This is a genomic window from Anaerofustis stercorihominis DSM 17244, assembly GCF_000154825.1.
GTDB classification, from domain to species: Bacteria; Bacillota; Clostridia; order Eubacteriales; family Anaerofustaceae; genus Anaerofustis; species Anaerofustis stercorihominis.
On sequence record NZ_DS560019.1, the window covers coordinates 474,471 to 493,504 of the forward strand.

At 34.2% G+C, this 19,034-nt stretch carries 15 protein-coding genes; 10 read left to right on the plus strand and 5 right to left on the minus strand.

Features of this window, described 5'->3' with window-relative positions; all coding sequences use genetic code 11:
* The 5 genes from ANASTE_RS07000 (at position 1) to gltA (ending at position 8,318) form a co-directional block, all read left to right on the plus strand.
* The gene (locus tag ANASTE_RS07000) at positions 1 to 822 is read left to right on the plus strand and encodes an EFR1 family ferrodoxin (protein WP_007050287.1); all 822 of its coding nucleotides are present in this window, start codon (positions 1 to 3) and stop codon (positions 820 to 822) included.
* 408 nt (positions 823 to 1,230) lie between these two features.
* Positions 1,231 to 2,526 (plus strand): 4Fe-4S binding protein, encoded by a 1,296-nt coding sequence (locus tag ANASTE_RS11435; protein WP_007050288.1) that lies wholly within the window; start codon positions 1,231 to 1,233, stop codon positions 2,524 to 2,526.
* Between the two features lie 2 nt (positions 2,527 to 2,528).
* The gene (gene nifJ / locus ANASTE_RS07010; RefSeq protein WP_007050289.1) at positions 2,529 to 6,071 is read left to right on the plus strand and encodes a pyruvate:ferredoxin (flavodoxin) oxidoreductase; all 3,543 of its coding nucleotides are present in this window, start codon (positions 2,529 to 2,531) and stop codon (positions 6,069 to 6,071) included.
* An 8-nt stretch (positions 6,072 to 6,079) separates the two neighbouring features.
* A complete protein-coding gene (locus tag ANASTE_RS07015) occupies positions 6,080 to 6,928 on the plus strand; it encodes a sulfide/dihydroorotate dehydrogenase-like FAD/NAD-binding protein (protein WP_039945732.1) in 849 nt (282 codons plus the stop codon).
* Complete coding sequence (gene gltA, locus ANASTE_RS07020; protein ID WP_007050291.1) at positions 6,921 to 8,318, plus strand: NADPH-dependent glutamate synthase; 1,398 nt, start codon at positions 6,921 to 6,923, stop codon at positions 8,316 to 8,318. Before ANASTE_RS07015 ends, gltA begins: the two co-directional genes overlap by 8 nt.
* 117 nt (positions 8,319 to 8,435) lie before the next feature.
* On the opposite strand, the gene trmD is transcribed toward gltA, so the two are convergent.
* Together trmD and rimM are read right to left on the minus strand one after the other, a co-directional pair.
* On the minus strand, positions 8,436 to 9,104 hold the full coding sequence (gene trmD / locus ANASTE_RS07025; protein WP_007050292.1) for a tRNA (guanosine(37)-N1)-methyltransferase TrmD: 669 nt from the start codon (positions 9,102 to 9,104) through the stop codon (positions 8,436 to 8,438).
* Between the two features lie 8 nt (positions 9,105 to 9,112).
* A complete protein-coding gene (gene rimM, locus ANASTE_RS07030; RefSeq protein WP_007050293.1) occupies positions 9,113 to 9,601 on the minus strand; it encodes a ribosome maturation factor RimM in 489 nt (162 codons plus the stop codon).
* 126 nt (positions 9,602 to 9,727) lie between these two features.
* Here rimM and ANASTE_RS07035 point away from each other — a divergent pair, with 126 nt between their 5' ends.
* Both ANASTE_RS07035 and ANASTE_RS07040 read left to right on the plus strand, forming a co-directional pair.
* Positions 9,728 to 10,843: an aminopeptidase gene (locus ANASTE_RS07035; protein WP_039945315.1), complete on the plus strand. Its 1,116-nt coding sequence runs from the start codon at positions 9,728 to 9,730 to the stop codon at positions 10,841 to 10,843.
* Between the two features lie 25 nt (positions 10,844 to 10,868).
* Positions 10,869 to 11,312, plus strand: a complete 444-nt coding sequence (locus ANASTE_RS07040) for a hypothetical protein (RefSeq protein WP_007050295.1) — start codon at positions 10,869 to 10,871, stop codon at positions 11,310 to 11,312.
* 59 nt (positions 11,313 to 11,371) lie between these two features.
* On the opposite strand, the gene ANASTE_RS07045 is transcribed toward ANASTE_RS07040, so the two are convergent.
* Positions 11,372 to 12,058, minus strand: coding sequence for a hypothetical protein (locus ANASTE_RS07045; RefSeq protein WP_007050296.1), 687 nt, complete (start codon positions 12,056 to 12,058; stop codon positions 11,372 to 11,374).
* A 100-nt stretch (positions 12,059 to 12,158) separates the two neighbouring features.
* On the opposite strand from ANASTE_RS07045, the gene ANASTE_RS07050 reads away from it, so the two are divergent.
* A complete protein-coding gene (locus tag ANASTE_RS07050; protein WP_007050297.1) occupies positions 12,159 to 14,150 on the plus strand; it encodes a UvrD-helicase domain-containing protein in 1,992 nt (663 codons plus the stop codon).
* 412 nt (positions 14,151 to 14,562) lie between these two features.
* Positions 14,563 to 15,063: a flavin reductase family protein gene (locus ANASTE_RS07055; RefSeq protein ID WP_007050298.1), complete on the plus strand. Its 501-nt coding sequence runs from the start codon at positions 14,563 to 14,565 to the stop codon at positions 15,061 to 15,063.
* A 35-nt stretch (positions 15,064 to 15,098) separates the two neighbouring features.
* On the opposite strand, the gene ANASTE_RS07060 is transcribed toward ANASTE_RS07055, so the two are convergent.
* Complete coding sequence (locus ANASTE_RS07060; RefSeq protein ID WP_039945317.1) at positions 15,099 to 17,342, minus strand: immune inhibitor A domain-containing protein; 2,244 nt, start codon at positions 17,340 to 17,342, stop codon at positions 15,099 to 15,101.
* A gap of 259 nt (positions 17,343 to 17,601) precedes the next feature.
* Between ANASTE_RS07060 and rplS the strand changes: the two genes are divergently transcribed.
* Positions 17,602 to 17,946 (plus strand): 50S ribosomal protein L19, encoded by a 345-nt coding sequence (rplS, locus tag ANASTE_RS07065; RefSeq protein ID WP_007050300.1) that lies wholly within the window; start codon positions 17,602 to 17,604, stop codon positions 17,944 to 17,946.
* Positions 17,947 to 18,160: 214 nt separating this feature from the next.
* Here the strand turns inward: rplS and ANASTE_RS07070 are convergent, their stop codons facing one another.
* Complete coding sequence (locus tag ANASTE_RS07070) at positions 18,161 to 19,021, minus strand: DegV family protein (protein WP_007050301.1); 861 nt, start codon at positions 19,019 to 19,021, stop codon at positions 18,161 to 18,163.
* Between the last annotated feature and the right edge of the window lie 13 nt (positions 19,022 to 19,034).

Consider the following 19,034-nt stretch of genomic DNA (forward strand, 5'->3'; position numbering starts at 1 on the left):
ATGAAAATTAAGAAAGTATATGCAGTTTATTTCAGTGCAACAGGTACTACTAAAAAAATAGCAGAATATATCGCAGATAATATTTCTAAAAAATTAAATATTGATTTAAATATTATAGATTTTACCCCTAAAGAAAAAAGAGAAGAAACATTTGATTTTAAAGAAGATGAGCTGGCGATTTTTGCTGTCCCGGTTTATGCTGGAAGAGTACCGAATGTACTTCTTCCGTTCTTAAAAAATAATATCAAAGGAAATAACGCTTTATGCGTTCCTGTAGTTTTATTCGGAAACAGAAATTACGATGACGCTCTTATTGAGCTTAGAGATATAATGGAAGAAAATAATTTTCACTCCATTGCGGCGGGAGCCTTTGTCGGTGAACATTCTTTTTCAAATATCCTGGCAAAGAACAGACCGGGCAGTGAAGATTTAAAAGTCGCAGATGAGCTTATAGATTTAACCATTGATAGAATAGGTATTTTAGATACATATACAAAAGAGCCAATAAATGTAAAAGGTCAAACTCCCATAAGACCTTACTATACTCCGAGAGACAGAAACGGTAATAAGATCGATATAAGAAAAGTATTGCCTAAGGTCAATCACCGCTGTAATGACTGTAAATTATGTGCTGAAGTCTGCCCTATGGGTTCTATCGATAAAGATGATATCAGAAAATATAATGGGATATGTATCAAATGCGGTGCATGCATAAAGAAATGTCCGATGAATGCAAGGTATTATGATGATGAAGGGTATCTATATCATAAAAAAGAACTTGAAGAAATGTATGCCAGAAGAGCTGAAGACGAAATCTTTTAATAAATTAGAATAGATAATAAAAAAGAGAATAGTGATTATTCTCTTTTTTATTATCTATAATGATACGATTTTATAAAATATTTTATTATTTAAAAACATTTATTGTTTATTAATTTGATTTTATCACTTTATATTTTACTTTAATAAGTCAAATATTTATGTTATCTAATTTTATAAAGTCTATTAATGACTTTTAAATTTACAAATAAACAAACAAAAACAAACATAAAAAAGGGTTTCATAATTATCTTAAAGCACAATTACAAAATATCCCTAAGCTTAGGAAAATCGGTTTTTTAATTGACTTTTACCCCCCTTGATAGTAAGATTAAATTAGACTTTTATTAAAAATAATCCTTGTAATTTTTAAGTAAGTTTTAGTAGGTAAAGGTAAAGGAGGAATTCATTATGAGTACCAATCATAATGCGGCTGGAGAAGCAGCTAAAATAGTAGAGCTTCTACCGGGCGTTAATTGCGGTGGTTACGGCGGATGTGGTAAAGAGACATGTCAGGAATGTGCCGAAGCTATTGCAAACGGAGCAAGCGTCGCACTTTGTCCTGCGTGCACACAAGATAAGGTCGATGAAATTGCTAAAATCATGGGCACTGAGTCAGTTGAAGTTAAAGATGAAGTAGCCTTTATTCTCTGTAACGGGGATTCTGCCGGTAAAGAAAGATTTAAGGACTTGAAATCTTGCGCTGAAGCAGCAAACCTTGGATTTAAAAGAGGAGAATGCAAAGACGGATGTATCGGGATTGGTTCATGTATCGATTTTTGTAAATTCGATGCTATGACACTTTCTAACGGAAGAGTAATAATCGATAAAGAAAAATGCAGCGGATGCGGAGCCTGTGCAAATGCAGAAAGCTGTGTTCAAAATATCATTACTATGATACCTAGAGACGCAACAAACTTCATTCCATGCTCTTCAAAAGAAGAAGACGATGAAAAGACAAGAGAGATTTGCGGATTTGGCTGTATCGCATGTTCGGACTGCGTTAGAGCATGTCCCGAAGGAGCTATAGAAATCATAGATAATCATGCTGTTATCGACTATGATAAATGTGTTGGATGTGTAGCATGTACAGTAAAATGCAAGAAAAAAATCATCATAGATACAATGCATGATTTAACTAAATTAAAAGATAAGGTTGCATTCGTAAAATGTAACGGAGGCAAAAAAGCAAGTGAAGTTTATGAAAATTTAGGAATTACAGACTGTTCGGAAGCAGTGGCTAAAATCAATCCTAAAGATTATAATATCTGCACAACGGGATGTACTGGACAGGGGAATTGTACAAAAGTCTGCAGATATGATGCGATAAGCATTGTAGACGGAACCGCTAAAGTAGACCCTGATAAATGCGTAGGATGCAAAGATTGTACATATGCTTGTCCTAAGGATTTAATAGTTATGGTACCATATAAAGGAATAAAATTAGTTCCTTGCTCTTCCACAGAAGATTATGAAGATAAAGCAAAGGTTTGCGACTCGGCATGTATCGGATGTGAAGACTGTAAAGTAAACTGTCCTAACGAAGCAATATATATGGAAGACGCACATGCGGTTATAGACAGTGATCTATGCGAAAACTGCGAAGTATGTCAGTATATGTGTCCGAGAAGCGTAATCGTTGAGCAAGAAGTTCCCGAATATAACTACTTGCAAAGAGATGCTCTTGGCATCAGGGAAGGAGAGTAATCATGGTGAGAAAATTAAAAACAATGGACGGAAACACAGCAGCCGCTCATGTAGCATATGCTTTTTCTGAAGTTGCGGCTATTTATCCTATTACTCCGTCATCTCCTATGGCAGAGAGCATGGATGAATGGGTAGCGGACGGAAGAAAGAATATATTTGATGAAAAAGTTAAAATCGTAGAAATGCAGTCGGAAGGAGGAGCAGCGGGAGCGGTTCACGGTGCAATAGCAGCGGGAGCTTATACTTCAACATTCACAGCTTCTCAGGGACTTCTTTTAATGATACCTAACATGTATAAACTGGCAGGAGAACAAGCTCCTACAGTATTCCATGTTGCAGCAAGAGCACTTGCAAGCCATGCACTGTCTATCTTCGGAGACCATTCGGACGTTATGTCATGCCGTCAAACAGGTTTTGCAATGCTTGCATCAAACAGTGTACAGCAATCAATGGATTTAGCTGCGGTAGCTCATCTTGCCACAATAGCAGGTAAACTTCCAATGGTTCATTTCTTTGACGGTTTCAGAACATCTCATGAAAATCAAAAAATCGAAGTTTGGGATTATGAAGACTTAAAAGATTTGGTTGACTGGAATGCAGTTAAAGCTTACAGAGAAAAATCACTTCATCCGGCTCATCCTCATGCTATGGGTTCTGCAGAACAGCCGGAAACATTCTTCCAGCATAGAGAAGCATGTAACACGGCTTACGATATAACAGCTGATATCGTTGCGGAATACATGGATAAGGTAAACGAAAAAATCGGAACAGACTACAAACCATTTAATTACTACGGTGCTGAAGACGCAACGGAAATAATTGTTGCAATGGGCTCTGTTTGCGAAGCAGCGGAAGAAATAGTGGATTATCTTAATGCAAAAGGTAAAAAAGTAGGTATAATCGAAGTTCATTTATATAGACCTTTCTCGGCTAAATATCTTTTAAATGTAATACCTAAGACAGTTAAGAAAATAGCTGTATTGGACAGAACAAAAGAACCGGGCGGAGTCGGTGAACCTTTATACTTAGACGTTATCTCAGCTCTAAGAGGTACAAATTTTGAAAATGCAAAAATAGTCGGCGGACGTTACGGTCTTGGTTCTAAAGACACACAGCCGGGAGATATTTTGGCAGTATACCAAAATCTATGGATCGAAAATCCAAAGAACAACTTTACGATATCCATTACTGATGATGTAACTGAATTATCGCTTCCGACAAAAGAATATCCAAACGTTGCACCAAAAGGAACAGTAGCATGTAAATTCTGGGGACTCGGTGCCGACGGTACTGTAGGAGCTAACAAAAACAGTGTAAAAATCATCGGTGACTATACAGATAAAAAGGTTCAGGCTTACTTCCAATATGATTCAAAAAAATCAGGCGGGGTAACGATTTCTCACTTGAGATTTGGAGATAAACCTATCAAATCAACTTACTACGTTAAACAAGCGGATTTTGTAGCTTGTCACAACTCAGCTTATCTAAACCAATATGATATGGTTGAAGATGTAAAACCGGGCGGATACTTCTTACTAAACTGCGTGTGGAGTGATGAAGAACTTGAAACATTCCTTCCTGCTAAAGTCAAAAGATATATAGCAGAAAACGATATTCAATTCTATACTTGTGACGCCGTATCTATAGCTAAGAAAATCGGTCTCGGTGCAAGGAGAACAAACTCCGTGCTTCAAGCGGCATTCTTTAAGCTCGCTAACATAATACCTATCGAAGATGCAGCTAAATATATGAAAGATGCCATCAACAAGACCTACGGTAAAAAAGGTCAGAAAATCGTTGATATGAACGTTGCGGCAGTAGATGAAGGTATAAAAAATGTTCATAAAGTAGAAGTTCCGGCTTCCTGGAAAGATGTACCTGACGATGAACCTCAAGCTAAAATGGTGGGCAGAGACAAAGTACATACAGATTACTTAAATAACATTTTAAGACCTACAAACACTCTAAACGGAGATAAAGAACCTGTTTCTACTTTCTTATCGACCGCTGACGGAATGATCCCTGCGGGAACCGCTGCATATGAAAAGAGAGGTATAGCTACGGATGTACCGGTTTGGTTACATGAAAATTGTATGCAGTGTAACTGGTGCTCTTATGTATGTCCTCACGGCGTAATCAGACCTTTCGTTTTAGACAGCGAAGAAGCAGAAGGATTTGAAGGAACTACAGTTAAGATGAAAGGCGTAAAAAATAATTTATTTACAATGGGTATTTCAGCCCTTGACTGCAGCGGATGCGGACTATGTGTAGAAGTTTGTCCTGCTAGAAACAAAGCCCTTCAAATGGTTCCTGCGGACGCAGACGTAGTTGAAGAAGAACAAAAAGATTATAATTATCTATTTAATAATATTGAGGAAAAAGAACTTCCGTTCAAGGAAGATACAGTAAAGGGTTCTCAGTTCAAACAACCGCTTCTTGAATTCTCCGGAGCATGTCCTGGATGCGGAGAATCTCCTTATGCTAAACTCATTACTCAGTTATTCGGAGACAGAATGTTCATTGCAAATGCAACGGGATGTTCATCTATTTGGGGATGCAGTGCTCCAAGTACTCCTTATACTGTAAACAAAGAAGGAAGAGGTCCTGCATGGGCTAACTCTTTATTTGAAGATAATGCAGAATTCGGTTTCGGTATGGCTATGTCAATGCAAGCTCGTAGAAATGAAATGAAAAGTGCAGTTGAAAAATTAACTGATACTATCGGCGTACCGGCAAAAGCATGGATAGCATCAATGAACGATGCAAAAGCAGCTGAAACAACAGGTAAAATTTTACTTGAAGAATGTGAAAAGATAGCTGATTCCAACGAATATGCAAAATACGTTATAGATAATAAAGATATGCTTATAAAACCGTCTGTATGGATTTTCGGCGGCGACGGCTGGGCTTATGATATCGGATACGGCGGACTTGACCATGTATTGGCTTCAGGGGAAAATATCAATGTAATGGTATTTGATACCGAAGTTTACTCCAATACAGGAGGACAGTCTTCAAAATCAACGCCTATAGGTGCTGTAGCTAAATTCGCGGCTTCAGGTAAAGCAGTTAAAAAGAAAGACCTTGCACAAATCGCTATGGCTTACGGATATGTTTACGTAGCACAAATCGCTATGGGCGCTAATCCTGAACAAACACTAAAAGCTTTAAGAGAAGCGGAAAACTATGACGGACCTTCACTTATCATAGCTTACGCTCCTTGTATAAACCATGGTGTTAAAGCAGGAATGAACAGATCTATGTTAGAAATGAAAAATGCGGTTCGTTCGGGATATTGGAATTTGATTAGATATAATCCGGATCTTGAAGCAGAAGGCAAAAATCCTCTTTCTATTGACAGTCAAGCTCCAACTCAAAGCTACAGAGACTTTATCATGGGTGAAGTTCGTTATAACTCACTTAAACTTAAATTCCCTGACAGAGCGGAAGAGTTGTTTACAAAAGCTGAAGAAGCTGCAATGGATAGGTATGATAACCTAGTTATGCAAAAGAAAAGCATGGATAAAAAGGCAGGAGGATGCTAAAAATGAAGATGTTTGAAATCACCGAAAAAAGAAAATTAAATGAAAATATGACATGGCTGGTAATATATGCACCTCTTGTTGCAAGAAAAGCCAGACCGGGACAATTTATCATCCTTCGTACCGATGAATACGGCGAAAGGATCCCTCTTACAATGGCCGGACATAATGAAGAAGACGGAACAATAGATTTAATCTATGCAACAGTCGGAAGAACAACAATGTTAATGGACCAGCTTGAAGAAGGTGACTGTTTTGCTGATATAGTAGGTCCTCTTGGAAAACCTACACACATGGAAGGACTTAAAAAAGTATGCGTAGTTGGCGGTGGTTCGGGTAATGCCCTTGCTTATCCCCTTGCTACGGGAATGCACAAACATGGTATAGAAGTAGATATGATTACAGGATTTAAAAATAAAGACTTGGTAATCCTGGAAGACGAATTCCGTGCGGGAACAGATAACCTATATATGGTTACGGATGACGGTTCTTACGGAGAAAAAGCTTTTACCACTGATAAACTTAAACAATTAATTGAACAAGGAAATAAATATGATGAGGTTGTAGCCGTAGGTCCTCCTATCATGATGAAATTGGTATGTAAACTTGCCGAAGAACATGGTATTCCTTCTGTTGCATCTCTAACAGCTTATATGATAGACGGCTCGGGTATGTGCGGAGGCTGCAGATGTATTATCGGAGGAGAAAATAAATTCGTTTGTGTCGACGGACCGGAATTTGACGGTTCTTTGGTAGACTGGGATGAACTTATTCAAAGAAGTACATATTATGCAGATCAAGAAGCTGAAGACAGAGCACATGTTTGCCGTTTGACTGGAGGTGTTCGTTACCATGATTAATCTAATTAAAGAAAAGAACCCTATGCCGGAACAAAAACCCGACATACGTAATAAAAATTTTGAAGAAGTTGCTAACGGATATACAGAAGAAATGGCAATAAACGAAGCCATGAGATGTCTTAAATGCCGTAAGAAACCATGTATGTCAGGTTGTCCTGTAATGGTTAAAATCCCTGATTTTATAGCTAAAATTGCAGAGGGAGAATTTGAAGAAGCATATCAAATAATAAAAGAAACAAATTCACTTCCGGCTATCTGCGGAAGAGTTTGTCCTCAGGAAACTCAATGCGAGGGAAAATGTGTTCACGCGAAAAAAGGTGAACCTGTTGCTATAGGTCGTCTTGAAAGATTTGCTGCCGATTGGCATGCTGCAAACTTCAAAGATGAAAAAGTAGAACCTGTTAAAGGTAACGGTCATAAAGTTGCCGTTGTAGGAGCAGGTCCTGCAGGACTTGCCTGTGCGGGAGATTTGATAAATAAAGGCTACGACGTTACAGTATACGAAAGCTTACATAAGACAGGCGGCGTTTTGGTTTACGGTATCCCTGAATTCCGTCTTCCAAAAGAAATAGTAGCTGCAGAAGTAAAACAACTTGAAGATAAAGGCGTTAAATTCGTAACTAACGCTATTATAGGTAAATCCATAACAGTTGATGAATTAATGAAAGAAGAAGGTTTCGAATCCGTATTTATCGGTACGGGAGCGGGTCTTCCATCATTCATGAACATACCCGGAGAAAACTTAATCGGAGTATGTTCCGCAAATGAATACTTAACAAGAATCAACTTAATGAAAGCATACCTTCCTGAATACGATACACCGATCTTAAAAGCAAATAAGATTGCCGTTGTCGGAGGAGGGAACGTTGCGATGGATGCCGCAAGATGTGCAAAACGTATGGGTGCAGAAGAAGTATATCTGATTTATCGTCGTTCTGCAGCAGAAATACCTGCAAGAGCGGAAGAAATCCATCATGCAGTGGAAGAAGAAATCGACTTCCGTTATCTAACAAATCCCGTTAAGGTATTGGGAGATGAAAAAGGTCAAGTATGCGGAATAGAATGCGTTAAAATGGAACTTGGAGAACCTGATGCTTCGGGAAGAAGAAGACCGGTTGTAATAGAAGGTTCAAACTACGTTATAGATGTAGACTGCGTAATCATGGCAATAGGAACAAAATTAAATAAATTAATTTTGGAAACTACCGATAATCTTGAAGAAAACAAAAGAGGCGGTATTTACACAGACGACGATGCTGCAACGAACCGTCCGGAAATATTTGCAGGTGGTGATGCCGTTACAGGTGCAGCCACTGTTATCAAAGCAATGGGAGCAGGGAAAACTGCCGCTGCCGGTATTGATAAATATTTTGAAAGTAAAAATAAATAATATATTAGTACTAAATAAAAAGAAACCTTATTAATAAGGTTTCTTTTTTATTACATAACGGGGCACTTCACCTGCAAGCAGACTCCGCGCCCCTATACAATTCAAAATACTCTACTACTAAAGCAAATCTTCTCTTCTTATCTTAGTCTCTTTTAGTGCTTCCTCTTTATAGTACTCTTCTATTTTTTTATGATGTCCCGACATAAGCACCTCGGGAACTTTCATTCCCATAAACTCTTCGGGTCTCGTATACTGGTTTGCTTCGAGCAGTCCGTCTTCAAAGCTCTCATTCTGATAGCTTTCGCTGTTACCCAAAACCCCGTCTACGTACCTGCTTACAGTATCCATAAATACCATAGAAGCGATATGTCCGCCTGTTAAAATATAATCCCCTATGCTTATCTCTTCATCTACACAAAGGTCTACAGCTCTCTGGTCTATCCCTTCGTAATGTCCGCATAAAAGAATTACTTCATCAAGGTTTGCATATTCTTTGGCGATCTCGCTGTTAAAAGTCCTGCCTCTCGGAGAAAAATAAATTACAGGGACATCTCTGTCTTTTTTTATATCTTTCACACAGTCATACACAGGTTCAGCTTTCATCAGCATTCCCGCTCCCCCGCCGTAGATTTCATCATCGACTCTTTTATGCTTGTCCTTTGAATAATCTCTGATATTTATAGCATTGATTTGCAGCCTATCGCTTTTTACACCTCTGCCTATAATCCCTACTTCTTTGTAGGCTTCTATCATTTCCGGATATAAAGTGAGTACATTATAAATCATAGTATCCCCTAATAAACCAAATTCTTGGAATTTATTTTTATATATTCATCAATGTTGATTTCCAAGATATTTTCTTTCAATGCAGGAAGCATTTGTTCCTTACCTTCAATTTTAAATACATAAATATCAATGGCAGCGTTGGTAAGGACATCCGACATGATACCTATTTCATTATCGTCTTCATCTAATACTTTTAACCCTTTTAAATCTTCTATAAAGTATTCTCCTTCCTCCAATCCTACGCTGTCTTCTCTAAGTACTTCCACATATTCATTTTTTAATATTTCAGCTTCATTCCTATCATCAAGACCTTTAAGCTTTAAAATTATTTGGTCTTTGTTTATTCTTGCAGCCGATACTTCATACTCTTTATTCTTTATAAAACATCTTTTTAAAATCTTAAATCTATTGATATCATCAGTCAAAGGACGAACCTTTAATTCTCCTTTTATCCCATGAACATTGAATATTTTACCTATTACTACATTATTTTTCATATTACCACTCTCTGCGTTTTTTAATATTCTATCAAAAAAAATATTTCTTTTCCATATCTATAATAAATATTAATAAAATATGGTAAAATAATATATAACAAATTAGTATATATGGAGGCATAATTTATTATGGACAAAAGAATAGAACAACTGGCACATAATCTCGTTACTTTTTCGACTAACGTTCAAAAAGGCGAAAAAGTACTTATAAATGCCGGAGGAATAGAAGATACAAGAGACTTGGTAAAGGCACTTGTAAGAGAAGTTTATAAAGCGGGAGGTTTTCCTTATTTAAAACTTACCGACTCAAGTATAAATAGAGAAATTTTAATGGGCGTAAGCAAAGAACAGCTTGAATTTCAAAATGACTATGAATTATATCAAATGAAAGGAATGGATGCATATATCGGTATCGGATGTTCAGACAATGCAAGTGAATTAAGCGACGTTCCAAGCGATAATATATCATTACAATCCTCGGTTTTAAGACCGGTATTAAGAGAAAGAGTAGATAATTCAAAATGGGTAATCTTAAGATATCCTAACGGCTCGATGGCTCAGAGTGCAAAAATGAGCAAAGACGCTTTTAAAGATTATTTCTTCGATGTATGCTGTCTTGATTATTCTAAAATGGCTAAGGCGGTAGAACCATTAAAAGAATTAATGGAAAAAACCGACAAAGTAAGGATTAAAGGTCCGGGTACGGATTTAACATTCTCTATAAAAGGAATGAATGCAATACCATGCTGCGGCAATATGAATATACCCGACGGAGAAATCTATACCGCACCTATTAAAGACAGTGTAAACGGAACTATTTCTTATAATACAAAGAGCGACCACCTTGGATTTATTTATGAAAATATAAAATTGACATTTAAAGACGGTAAAATCGTGGAAGCAACATCAAACAATAATGAAAGAATAAATAAAGTATTTGATATGGATGAAGGTGCAAGATACGTAGGAGAGTTTGCTATAGGTATCAATCCATTCATTAACGAACCTATGCTTGATACTTTATTCGATGAAAAAATCGCAGGCAGTATTCACTTTACTCCGGGCTGTTGTTATGAAGATGCGGATAACGGAAACAAATCTTCTCTTCACTGGGATCTTGTATTGATACAAACAGAAGAAAAAGGCGGCGGAGAAATTTATTTCAACGATGTACTGATCAGAAAAAACGGAGTATTTGTATTAGACGAACTAAAAGGACTAAACCCTGAAAACTTAAAATAAAACATCTATTAAAGAGGGAAAGAAAATGAAGAAAATATTTGTGATACTATTATCAGTATTGTTACTAACAGGATTTGCAGGATGCGGATTTAACGTAAACGATGGTTTTAATATAGATGATTACAATGATACTATAAATAACAGCGATAGGATCGATGTTATCATAGACGATAAAAGAGTTGATATGATTTCTGGTCATAACAATATCGAAGACTTCGTCAATGCACTTAAACTTGATGAATGGAAAATAAAAGAACTTCCCGAGGATGCAAAGAAAGACGCAGAATTCGTTATGTACAAAAACAAAACTAAAAAAGAAGGAAGCAAAGATAACTCTACAAAATTCATTCAGGTAGCAAAGATAATAACTTATAAAGATATCAATTACGTAACACTAAGTATTGCAAAAATGGAATTTGATTTTAAAATACCTGAAGATGTATCAGATTATTTAAATACATTTATATAAAAAACGAGGGATTATCCCTCGTTTTTTTAATACATAATATGTTTTAATAATAATAGATATTAGTCATCGCATCCGCATGTGTCACATGAGCTGTTAGATGGGAAAAAATCCCTAAATGCTGAAATATCTTCACTAAGAAATGTTTCACAGAAGTTTGGTGCACATTCTTCTTCTCTGCATTCTTCAGGTATTGGACAATATCCGAATGTAGGAACCTTTAAGCTTACTTTAGATACTGCACTTACAACGATCATGAAACCAAGTGTCATAGATATTTGACAACCGCCTGATCTGTTTACGCAGTTAGCTTCAGTAAAGCATTCAGCTACAGGTGCAAATCTGCCTTGTCTTACGAATTTTCTGTTTAAGTCCATAACCGTACTTACAGGAATTCTGATTTTATTGTCTGATTGTACAGTGCTGCCGCATACAGGTTTAGCTTCAACTGCTACTATTGAACAGTCGCATTTTCTTCTAAGTACCGCATAAATCGGAATAGCTACAACACATTTAAGTCTTGCATGACATTCATCCATTTCTGTGAAGAATGGTTCATCTTCATATTGTTCAACTTCAGAATCTCCGAATTGTGCATAAAGGAAAGTATATTCTGAGATATCTCCATTCAACGCTAAGTCAAATGTCATATTTTGAATACATTCTCTTTTTGAGCAGGCATCATAAACCTTATCAACAATTAGACATTCCACACCTCTTGTATTAGTATTACATGTTCTTTCTTCCACTTTTTAAATCCTCCTAAGTTTATGTTCTTATTTGTTATACACTTATATAATATGAGAAATAATATTTTGTGTTACTGATAAAAGTGATATAATAAAATTTATGAATGAACAAAAAGATTTAATTACAAACATAGAAGAAAAAGAACTTGATAAAACTCAAACGGAATGTGTAAACAGCGAAGAAAGAAATATACTTGCAATAGCAGGTGCGGGCTGCGGAAAAACTACGACTCTTCTCGCAAGAGTTAAATATTTGATTGAAAAAAGGAAAGCAAATAAAGAGGATATACTCATATTAAGCTTTACGAATTCCTCAACAAACGAGCTCAAAGAAAGAATAAGAAGAGTAACCCATGAAGATATAGATGTATTTACCTTTCATAAGCTGGGTAAAAGTATAATAAACAGTGTGGACGGATACGACGTTACCCTTTATAAAAACGGAGTAAGTAAATTTGTCAGCCAATATTTGGATATCAGACTAAAAAAGGGAAAGTATTATGAATTCTACGACTTTCTTATAAACCACTATCATGAGTATGTACCATTTAAAAGCTTCGATAAGAAAGAACATGAATACAAATATCTTAAAGAAAAAGCTATTATAAGCCTTGATAATGAATATAAAATGACATTTGAAGAAAATGTGATATCCAACTATTTATTTCTTCATAAGATAAATTATGAATACTTTATGACAAATCCCTTAGGAGATGAGTTCAGAAAGCTATGCTCAGGATTTTATCTTCCTGATTACGATTTATATATATTTAACCTTTACATCGATAAAGAGGGGAATAAACCTTTATGGGGATATCCTAAAAATAAAAGAGTGGCACAAAAAAATTATGATGCATATATAAATTTTTTAAATACATATCCGGGCTTTAAAGATAAATGTATATTCACTTATTCTTATGACTTTGAAAACAATCAATTCGCGGATAAGTTGAATGAAGAATTAGATAAATATAATATAAAAAGAGATTTTTCATACGATGATATAGATGAAGAAATATCCAGAGTCTTTGCATATAATATTTCTTTTATAAAAAAATTGATAGCCAACTTTATTACCCTGATGAAGACTACAGCGAGAAAAAGTGAAAATGTATTAAAAATAGATAACTATTACAATAAAGCCGAAGAAATAAGATCCAAATCATTTTACAAGTTGGTGCTTCCTATTTATGAAGCATATGAAAAAATCTTGTATCATAATAATCAAATCGACTTTAACGATATGATATTAAAAGCTACGGATTATGTAAATAAAGGATTATATTTAAAGGACTATAAATACATCCTCATAGATGAATTTCAGGATATATCATCTTCCAGAATGAGACTTGTGGATAGCATATACAGAAAATCAGAAAGTGAAATTTTTGCTGTGGGAGACGATTATCAAAGTATATTTCGTTTCACGGGAAGTGATATAAATATATTTTATGATTTTGAAAAAGAATATAATGCTAAAAAGTATTTAATAGAAAATAATTATAGATTTGACAGCAATATTGCAAATTTATCAAATAAATTTATTCTTCAAAATCCTCACCAAATAAAAAAAGAACTTAAAAGTAAAAGAGCCGGGGTTTCTTCGGTGGAATTCGTAACTTCACCCAATAAAAATAATCTAACAAAACTATTTTTGGATAAACTATATTCTCTTCCGATTGGAAGTGAAGTAATGCTCCTCGGAAGGTATAAAAAAGATATCCTAAGATATGCAAAAACCGAAGAGACTGAAATTACAGTCAATGAAGAAAAAGAGGTAAATATAAAGGTAATCAGAAGACCGGATTTAGATATAAACTTTATGACCGTACACAAAGCAAAGGGACTGGAATGTGACTATGTCTTCATATTAAATACATTCAATAACTTAATGGGTTTTCCCTGTAATATAACAGATGATAATCTTATAAAATTACTTCTAAAAAATAAAGAAAATTTTTTATATGCGGAAGAAAGAAGACTGTTCTACGTAGCAATGACCAGAGCAAAGGAAAAACTCTTTATAATGGTTGACCGTAATAGTTTATCTCCATTCGTAGAAGAACTAATGGAATATAAAATAAATAAATAAAAAGACTCTTAGTTTACTAAGAGCCTTTTATTTTAAGTCAAGTATGCACAAACAGGAAGAAAAATGAAACCAATTACACAAATCACTGTTGAAATATTAAATACTATACTTCCGTATTTATTCGCAAATTCTTCCTCACCAAAATCATTCCTAATGTGATTTATATTTATAATTGATATTATCGTAGCAAGCGTATATGTTCTTACATAATTTAAATTGTTTAATTTTATAATCTAATTTATTATTGATCTCTACTATATATAAAATAGATAAGCACTAATGATATACATTGCAATGCCATAAAAAATGAAGTATAAAAACTAAACTTCGACTTTTTTCTTCTATGTTATAATAATGAAGAGTGATATAATAAATATGTAATATTTAAATATAGTTACAAGGAGAAATTAAAATGGAAACAAAAGAAGCTTTTGATTTACTTAATAAACAGCTGCCAAAGGGAGTTTTTCTTAATGTAAAGAATGACAATAAAGTCAACACTATGGTAATAGGCTGGGCAACGGTCGGAAGAGTATGGGGTAAAGAAATTATGACTGTTATGGTTAGATTTTCAAGGAATACATATGACCTTATTAAAAATGCAGACTCATTTACCGTAAGTGTACCGGAATATGATACAATTAAAAAAGAAATTGCATTTATGGGAACAAAGTCGGGAAGAGATTTTGATAAATATAAAGAAACAGGTCTCACATTATGCGACGCCAAAAGTGTAGAAAGTCCTATAATAAATGAAGCAAAAGTACATTATGAATGTAAAATCGTATATAAACAATCTATGGACCCGACAGGGATAATTGACTATGAAAACATTGAAAAAAGATTTTATGAAGGAAATAATGATTATCATATGATATTCTATGGAGAAATCTTAAACGTATATGATAAATAATAAAAAAGAGCCTAAGTAATGGCTCTTTTTATTATTTACGCATTACGTCTGAGCTTAAACCCTATACCTATAACTCCCAATACAGAAATTGATAGAATGATAAACCAAACATTCATATTTTCTTCATCCGAAGTCTTTGCGGAATTTGGTGATTTAGAATTTTTGTTGATTGAAATATTACTTTTATCGCTGTTACTGTTTTCTTGTTTTTTATATGAAGTCTTAACCGTTAAATTCGAAGCAACTTTATCATAAGTTTTTCCGTTATTGAAAGAAGCTTTGACAAAATAATTTTTATTTACTTTTGTAGCATTTTCAGGAAAGTTGATTGCTGCATTCCTTGTCGTTATATTATATACATCTTCATTTTTAATTACCTTATTAGCCCAATCTTCATTTATTTTATTTCCGTTTTTATCGAACACACTGAGTGTCATATCTCCGTAGAAGTTTTTACCTTTTACGGAAAAAGAAACCTTCCCGCCTTTGTTGTTCAGATCGGGATTTTTAGCTTTTATGGAGCTTACTTTTGCATTTGGAAGCTCAACTTTAATTGTCATTTCATCTGAAGATGAAATATTTGTATCAATCTTTATACCTGTATCAGTCCTATAACCGGGTTCTCTTCCCAACATTCCCATATACGGAACTTTTTCAAAATTCTCAGGATCATTTAAATTATAGATAAAATCGCTCCACATAGGTGAAGGGAATGAATGAGTTGTGCCAAATGGTTTTATAACGCTTAATCCCGGTGAATGATAACTGCTGTTAACCGTATTCGTATTATAATTTTCATAAATTATTTTAGAATCAACTCTATAAATAACTATACCGGGATCACACCTATCCAAACCATATGTTGCCTTATATGATGGACCTAAAACTCTGTCAAAATTTTTAAATTGCCTGTTTTCAATAATAAAATATTTATTTGCATCATTTGTTGGTATTATATAAAAATTATATTTATCCTTATCAGATGCAGTATGCAGCGTATACTCTCCGCTTTTATTTATATATGATTCATCATAATAACCCAACATCCATTTTGAAAGTGCATCTAAATGAGAAGGAATATACTTAGTTTTTACATAACCTTCATGCTTTTCAAAAGCCCAGTTCCCACCATCCATCAAACTTAGATATTCAACATTTGCAAAATCGGACCATACACCTGCATCATAATCAACATCATATAAATCAGGCAGTCCAATATAATGTCCGAGTTCATGACAAAGCGTAGAGATACCGTTCATAGCTTCATCAGGAGAAGTAGTTTGTTTAAGCTTTTCCGCAAATCCGACAAAGTTCATTATATATGTATCATTAGCATTTAAATAAGGTTCCCAATATGTTGTCTGACTTGCCCAAAAATTAGGTTCAGCGGGATCCGGAACAGCAGCTTCATATCCTGCGAAAATAATGACTACCGCAAGTTCGTTATTATATATTTTTCCGTTTTTATTTATATCATAATCTTTAAAATTTATTGTAGAGCCGGCTTTTGTTAGAGATTCCTGAATTGCTTTATCGAAATCATCACTGACAAAATCTGCACCCCGATTACCATGATTTCTGTCGAGTTTTACTTTTATAGTTCCCGGATGAGTCGTATTGGTTTCTTTGACAGGAGCCACCGTAAACTTATCATTGGAGACTTCTTTATAATACGCTATTATCCCATTAGGATCATTATAAATAGTGTCATACCATTTCTCGGTGTTCTCTGTCTCTATGTCTTGAAAACTTACATCTATGATTACCATAGGAAGTTCCCTTGTTGTAGAGTTTTTATCCTTAAGTCCTTTATATGTTTTGCTGCTTTTAGAAATAGGTACCTTCGATAAATCTATAGGATCGGGAGTTTCTCTCTTCCTTAAAGTACTGTTTTTCTCCTGTAGTTTTAAGTATTCTTTCTTTTTTGTATCATTTTTAAAAACACTTGCTTTAATATTTTTATCCTTTGAAGATTTGATGTTTTTTGCATTTACAGCTACATTAGAACCAAGGGCAAGTTTGTCATTTTCATTTATTACATATTTCCAAGTGTTATCTTCATCGTCTTTTACAATAACATTATTATTTTCATCGATATAATAACTAAAGTATTCATCCCCTTTAAAATAAGCATTAAAATTTGTTCCGTCAGGCTGAGATATAATACTTTTATATGGATATGCCGTTACGGCAAACACACTGTTAAAAGTTATAAACAAAGATAATACTGCAAATAAAAAGGTAAAAAATATTTTTTTATTTGTTAATATATTTTTCATAAAATTTCCCCTTTTTGTGATAACGTTTCTTTGATATTCTTTTACCATAAACACAATAATATTTTTTAATATTTTATTAAAATAGGATAAAATATAAGTAAATAGAAGATTTATTCAAATAAAATTAAAAATCGGTTGAATAAATCTTACGGTTATGATATACTTTTTAGGCTATAAGTCTGATTACTATAGCTATTAGGGGTGTTCCTCTGCTTAAGAAGTAAGTAAGAATGCTTGAAGATGAAGGGAGGCACAAACGATGGATTTATTAAAACTAGTTGAAAACGAAAACCTTAAAGCTAATGTAACTAAATTTAACGTAGGTGATACTGTAAAAGTTCACGTTAAAGTTGTTGAAGGAAAAAGAGAAAGAATTCAGGTTTTTGAAGGTATTGTGCTTAAGAAACAACATGGCGGAGTTCAAGAAACATTCACAGTAAGAAAAATTTCTTATGGTGTTGGAGTAGAAAGAACTTTCCCGGTACACTCACCAAGAATCGATAAAATCGAAGTAACAAGACAAGGTAAAGTTAGAAGAGCAAAACTTAACTACCTTAGAGACAGAGTGGGTAAAGCTGCTAAAGTTAAAGAAAAAAGAAACTAAAAAAAGTCCGATAAGGACTTTTTTTGTTGCTATTTATGTATTTTATGATCTTCCAAAATCAAATTTTTATATTATATATTATTTATAATCTCTAGGCAAATATCCCAAATGCAGTACCGAAACATAAACCAAGACCTAAAGTAATTGCAAGTCTATTATTCTCTTTATCTTTATTATCATTTCTATTTTTATCAGCCATATTATTTCCCTTGATTTATTTTTTAAAGAAAGCTATTCCTACACAGTGAGGACCGGCATGAGTTCCGACAACCGCTCCGATATTTTTTACCGGAGATATATCGATATTTTCCAATTCATCAAAATTATTTAACATATATTCTTCAAAATGCTTAAAAGCTTCTTCATCATCAATATGCCCCATGAAAAAAGCTTTGGAGGTGTCTATACCATACGCTCTTGCTTTTTCTATTATAAATTGATAACCTTTCTTCCTTCCTCTTACTTTTTTTATAGGAACTACTTCACCTCCGGTGATTTCAATCACAGGCATGATATTTAAAGTATTTCCTATAAATGCAGTTGCTTTTGAAAGCCTGCCTCCCATTACAAGATATTTATAATCTTCGATTAAAGCCAAAAGAGTACTTTTAGATTTAATCCTATTTATTTCTTCTTCTATATCTTTGCCTTTTAAACCTTTATCTCTAAGTTTGCATGCTTCTAGAACTATATTACACAGTCCTAAGGTCACGCTCATTGAATCGATAAGATGAACCCTGCTTTTCCTGTCCATATCCAAAGAATCTCTGACAAGTAAAGCAGAATTATAAGAACCACTGAGCTTACTCGACAACGTTATTACAACTACTTCTTCCCCATTCTCGGTAAATTTCAAAAATAAATCCCTGAGCTGTCCTACAGGAATTTGACTGGTCGTAGGAAGTTCCGTACAGGTAGATAACTTATCAAAAAATTCTCTATGATTGATAGTCACTCCATCTATATATTCTTCTTCCCCAAAATAAATATTTAGAGGATACACATTGATATCATGTTCACTCATTTGTTCTTTAGTTAAATCTGCTGTAGAATCGGTTAATATGTTTACTTTCATTCTTTTTTTCACC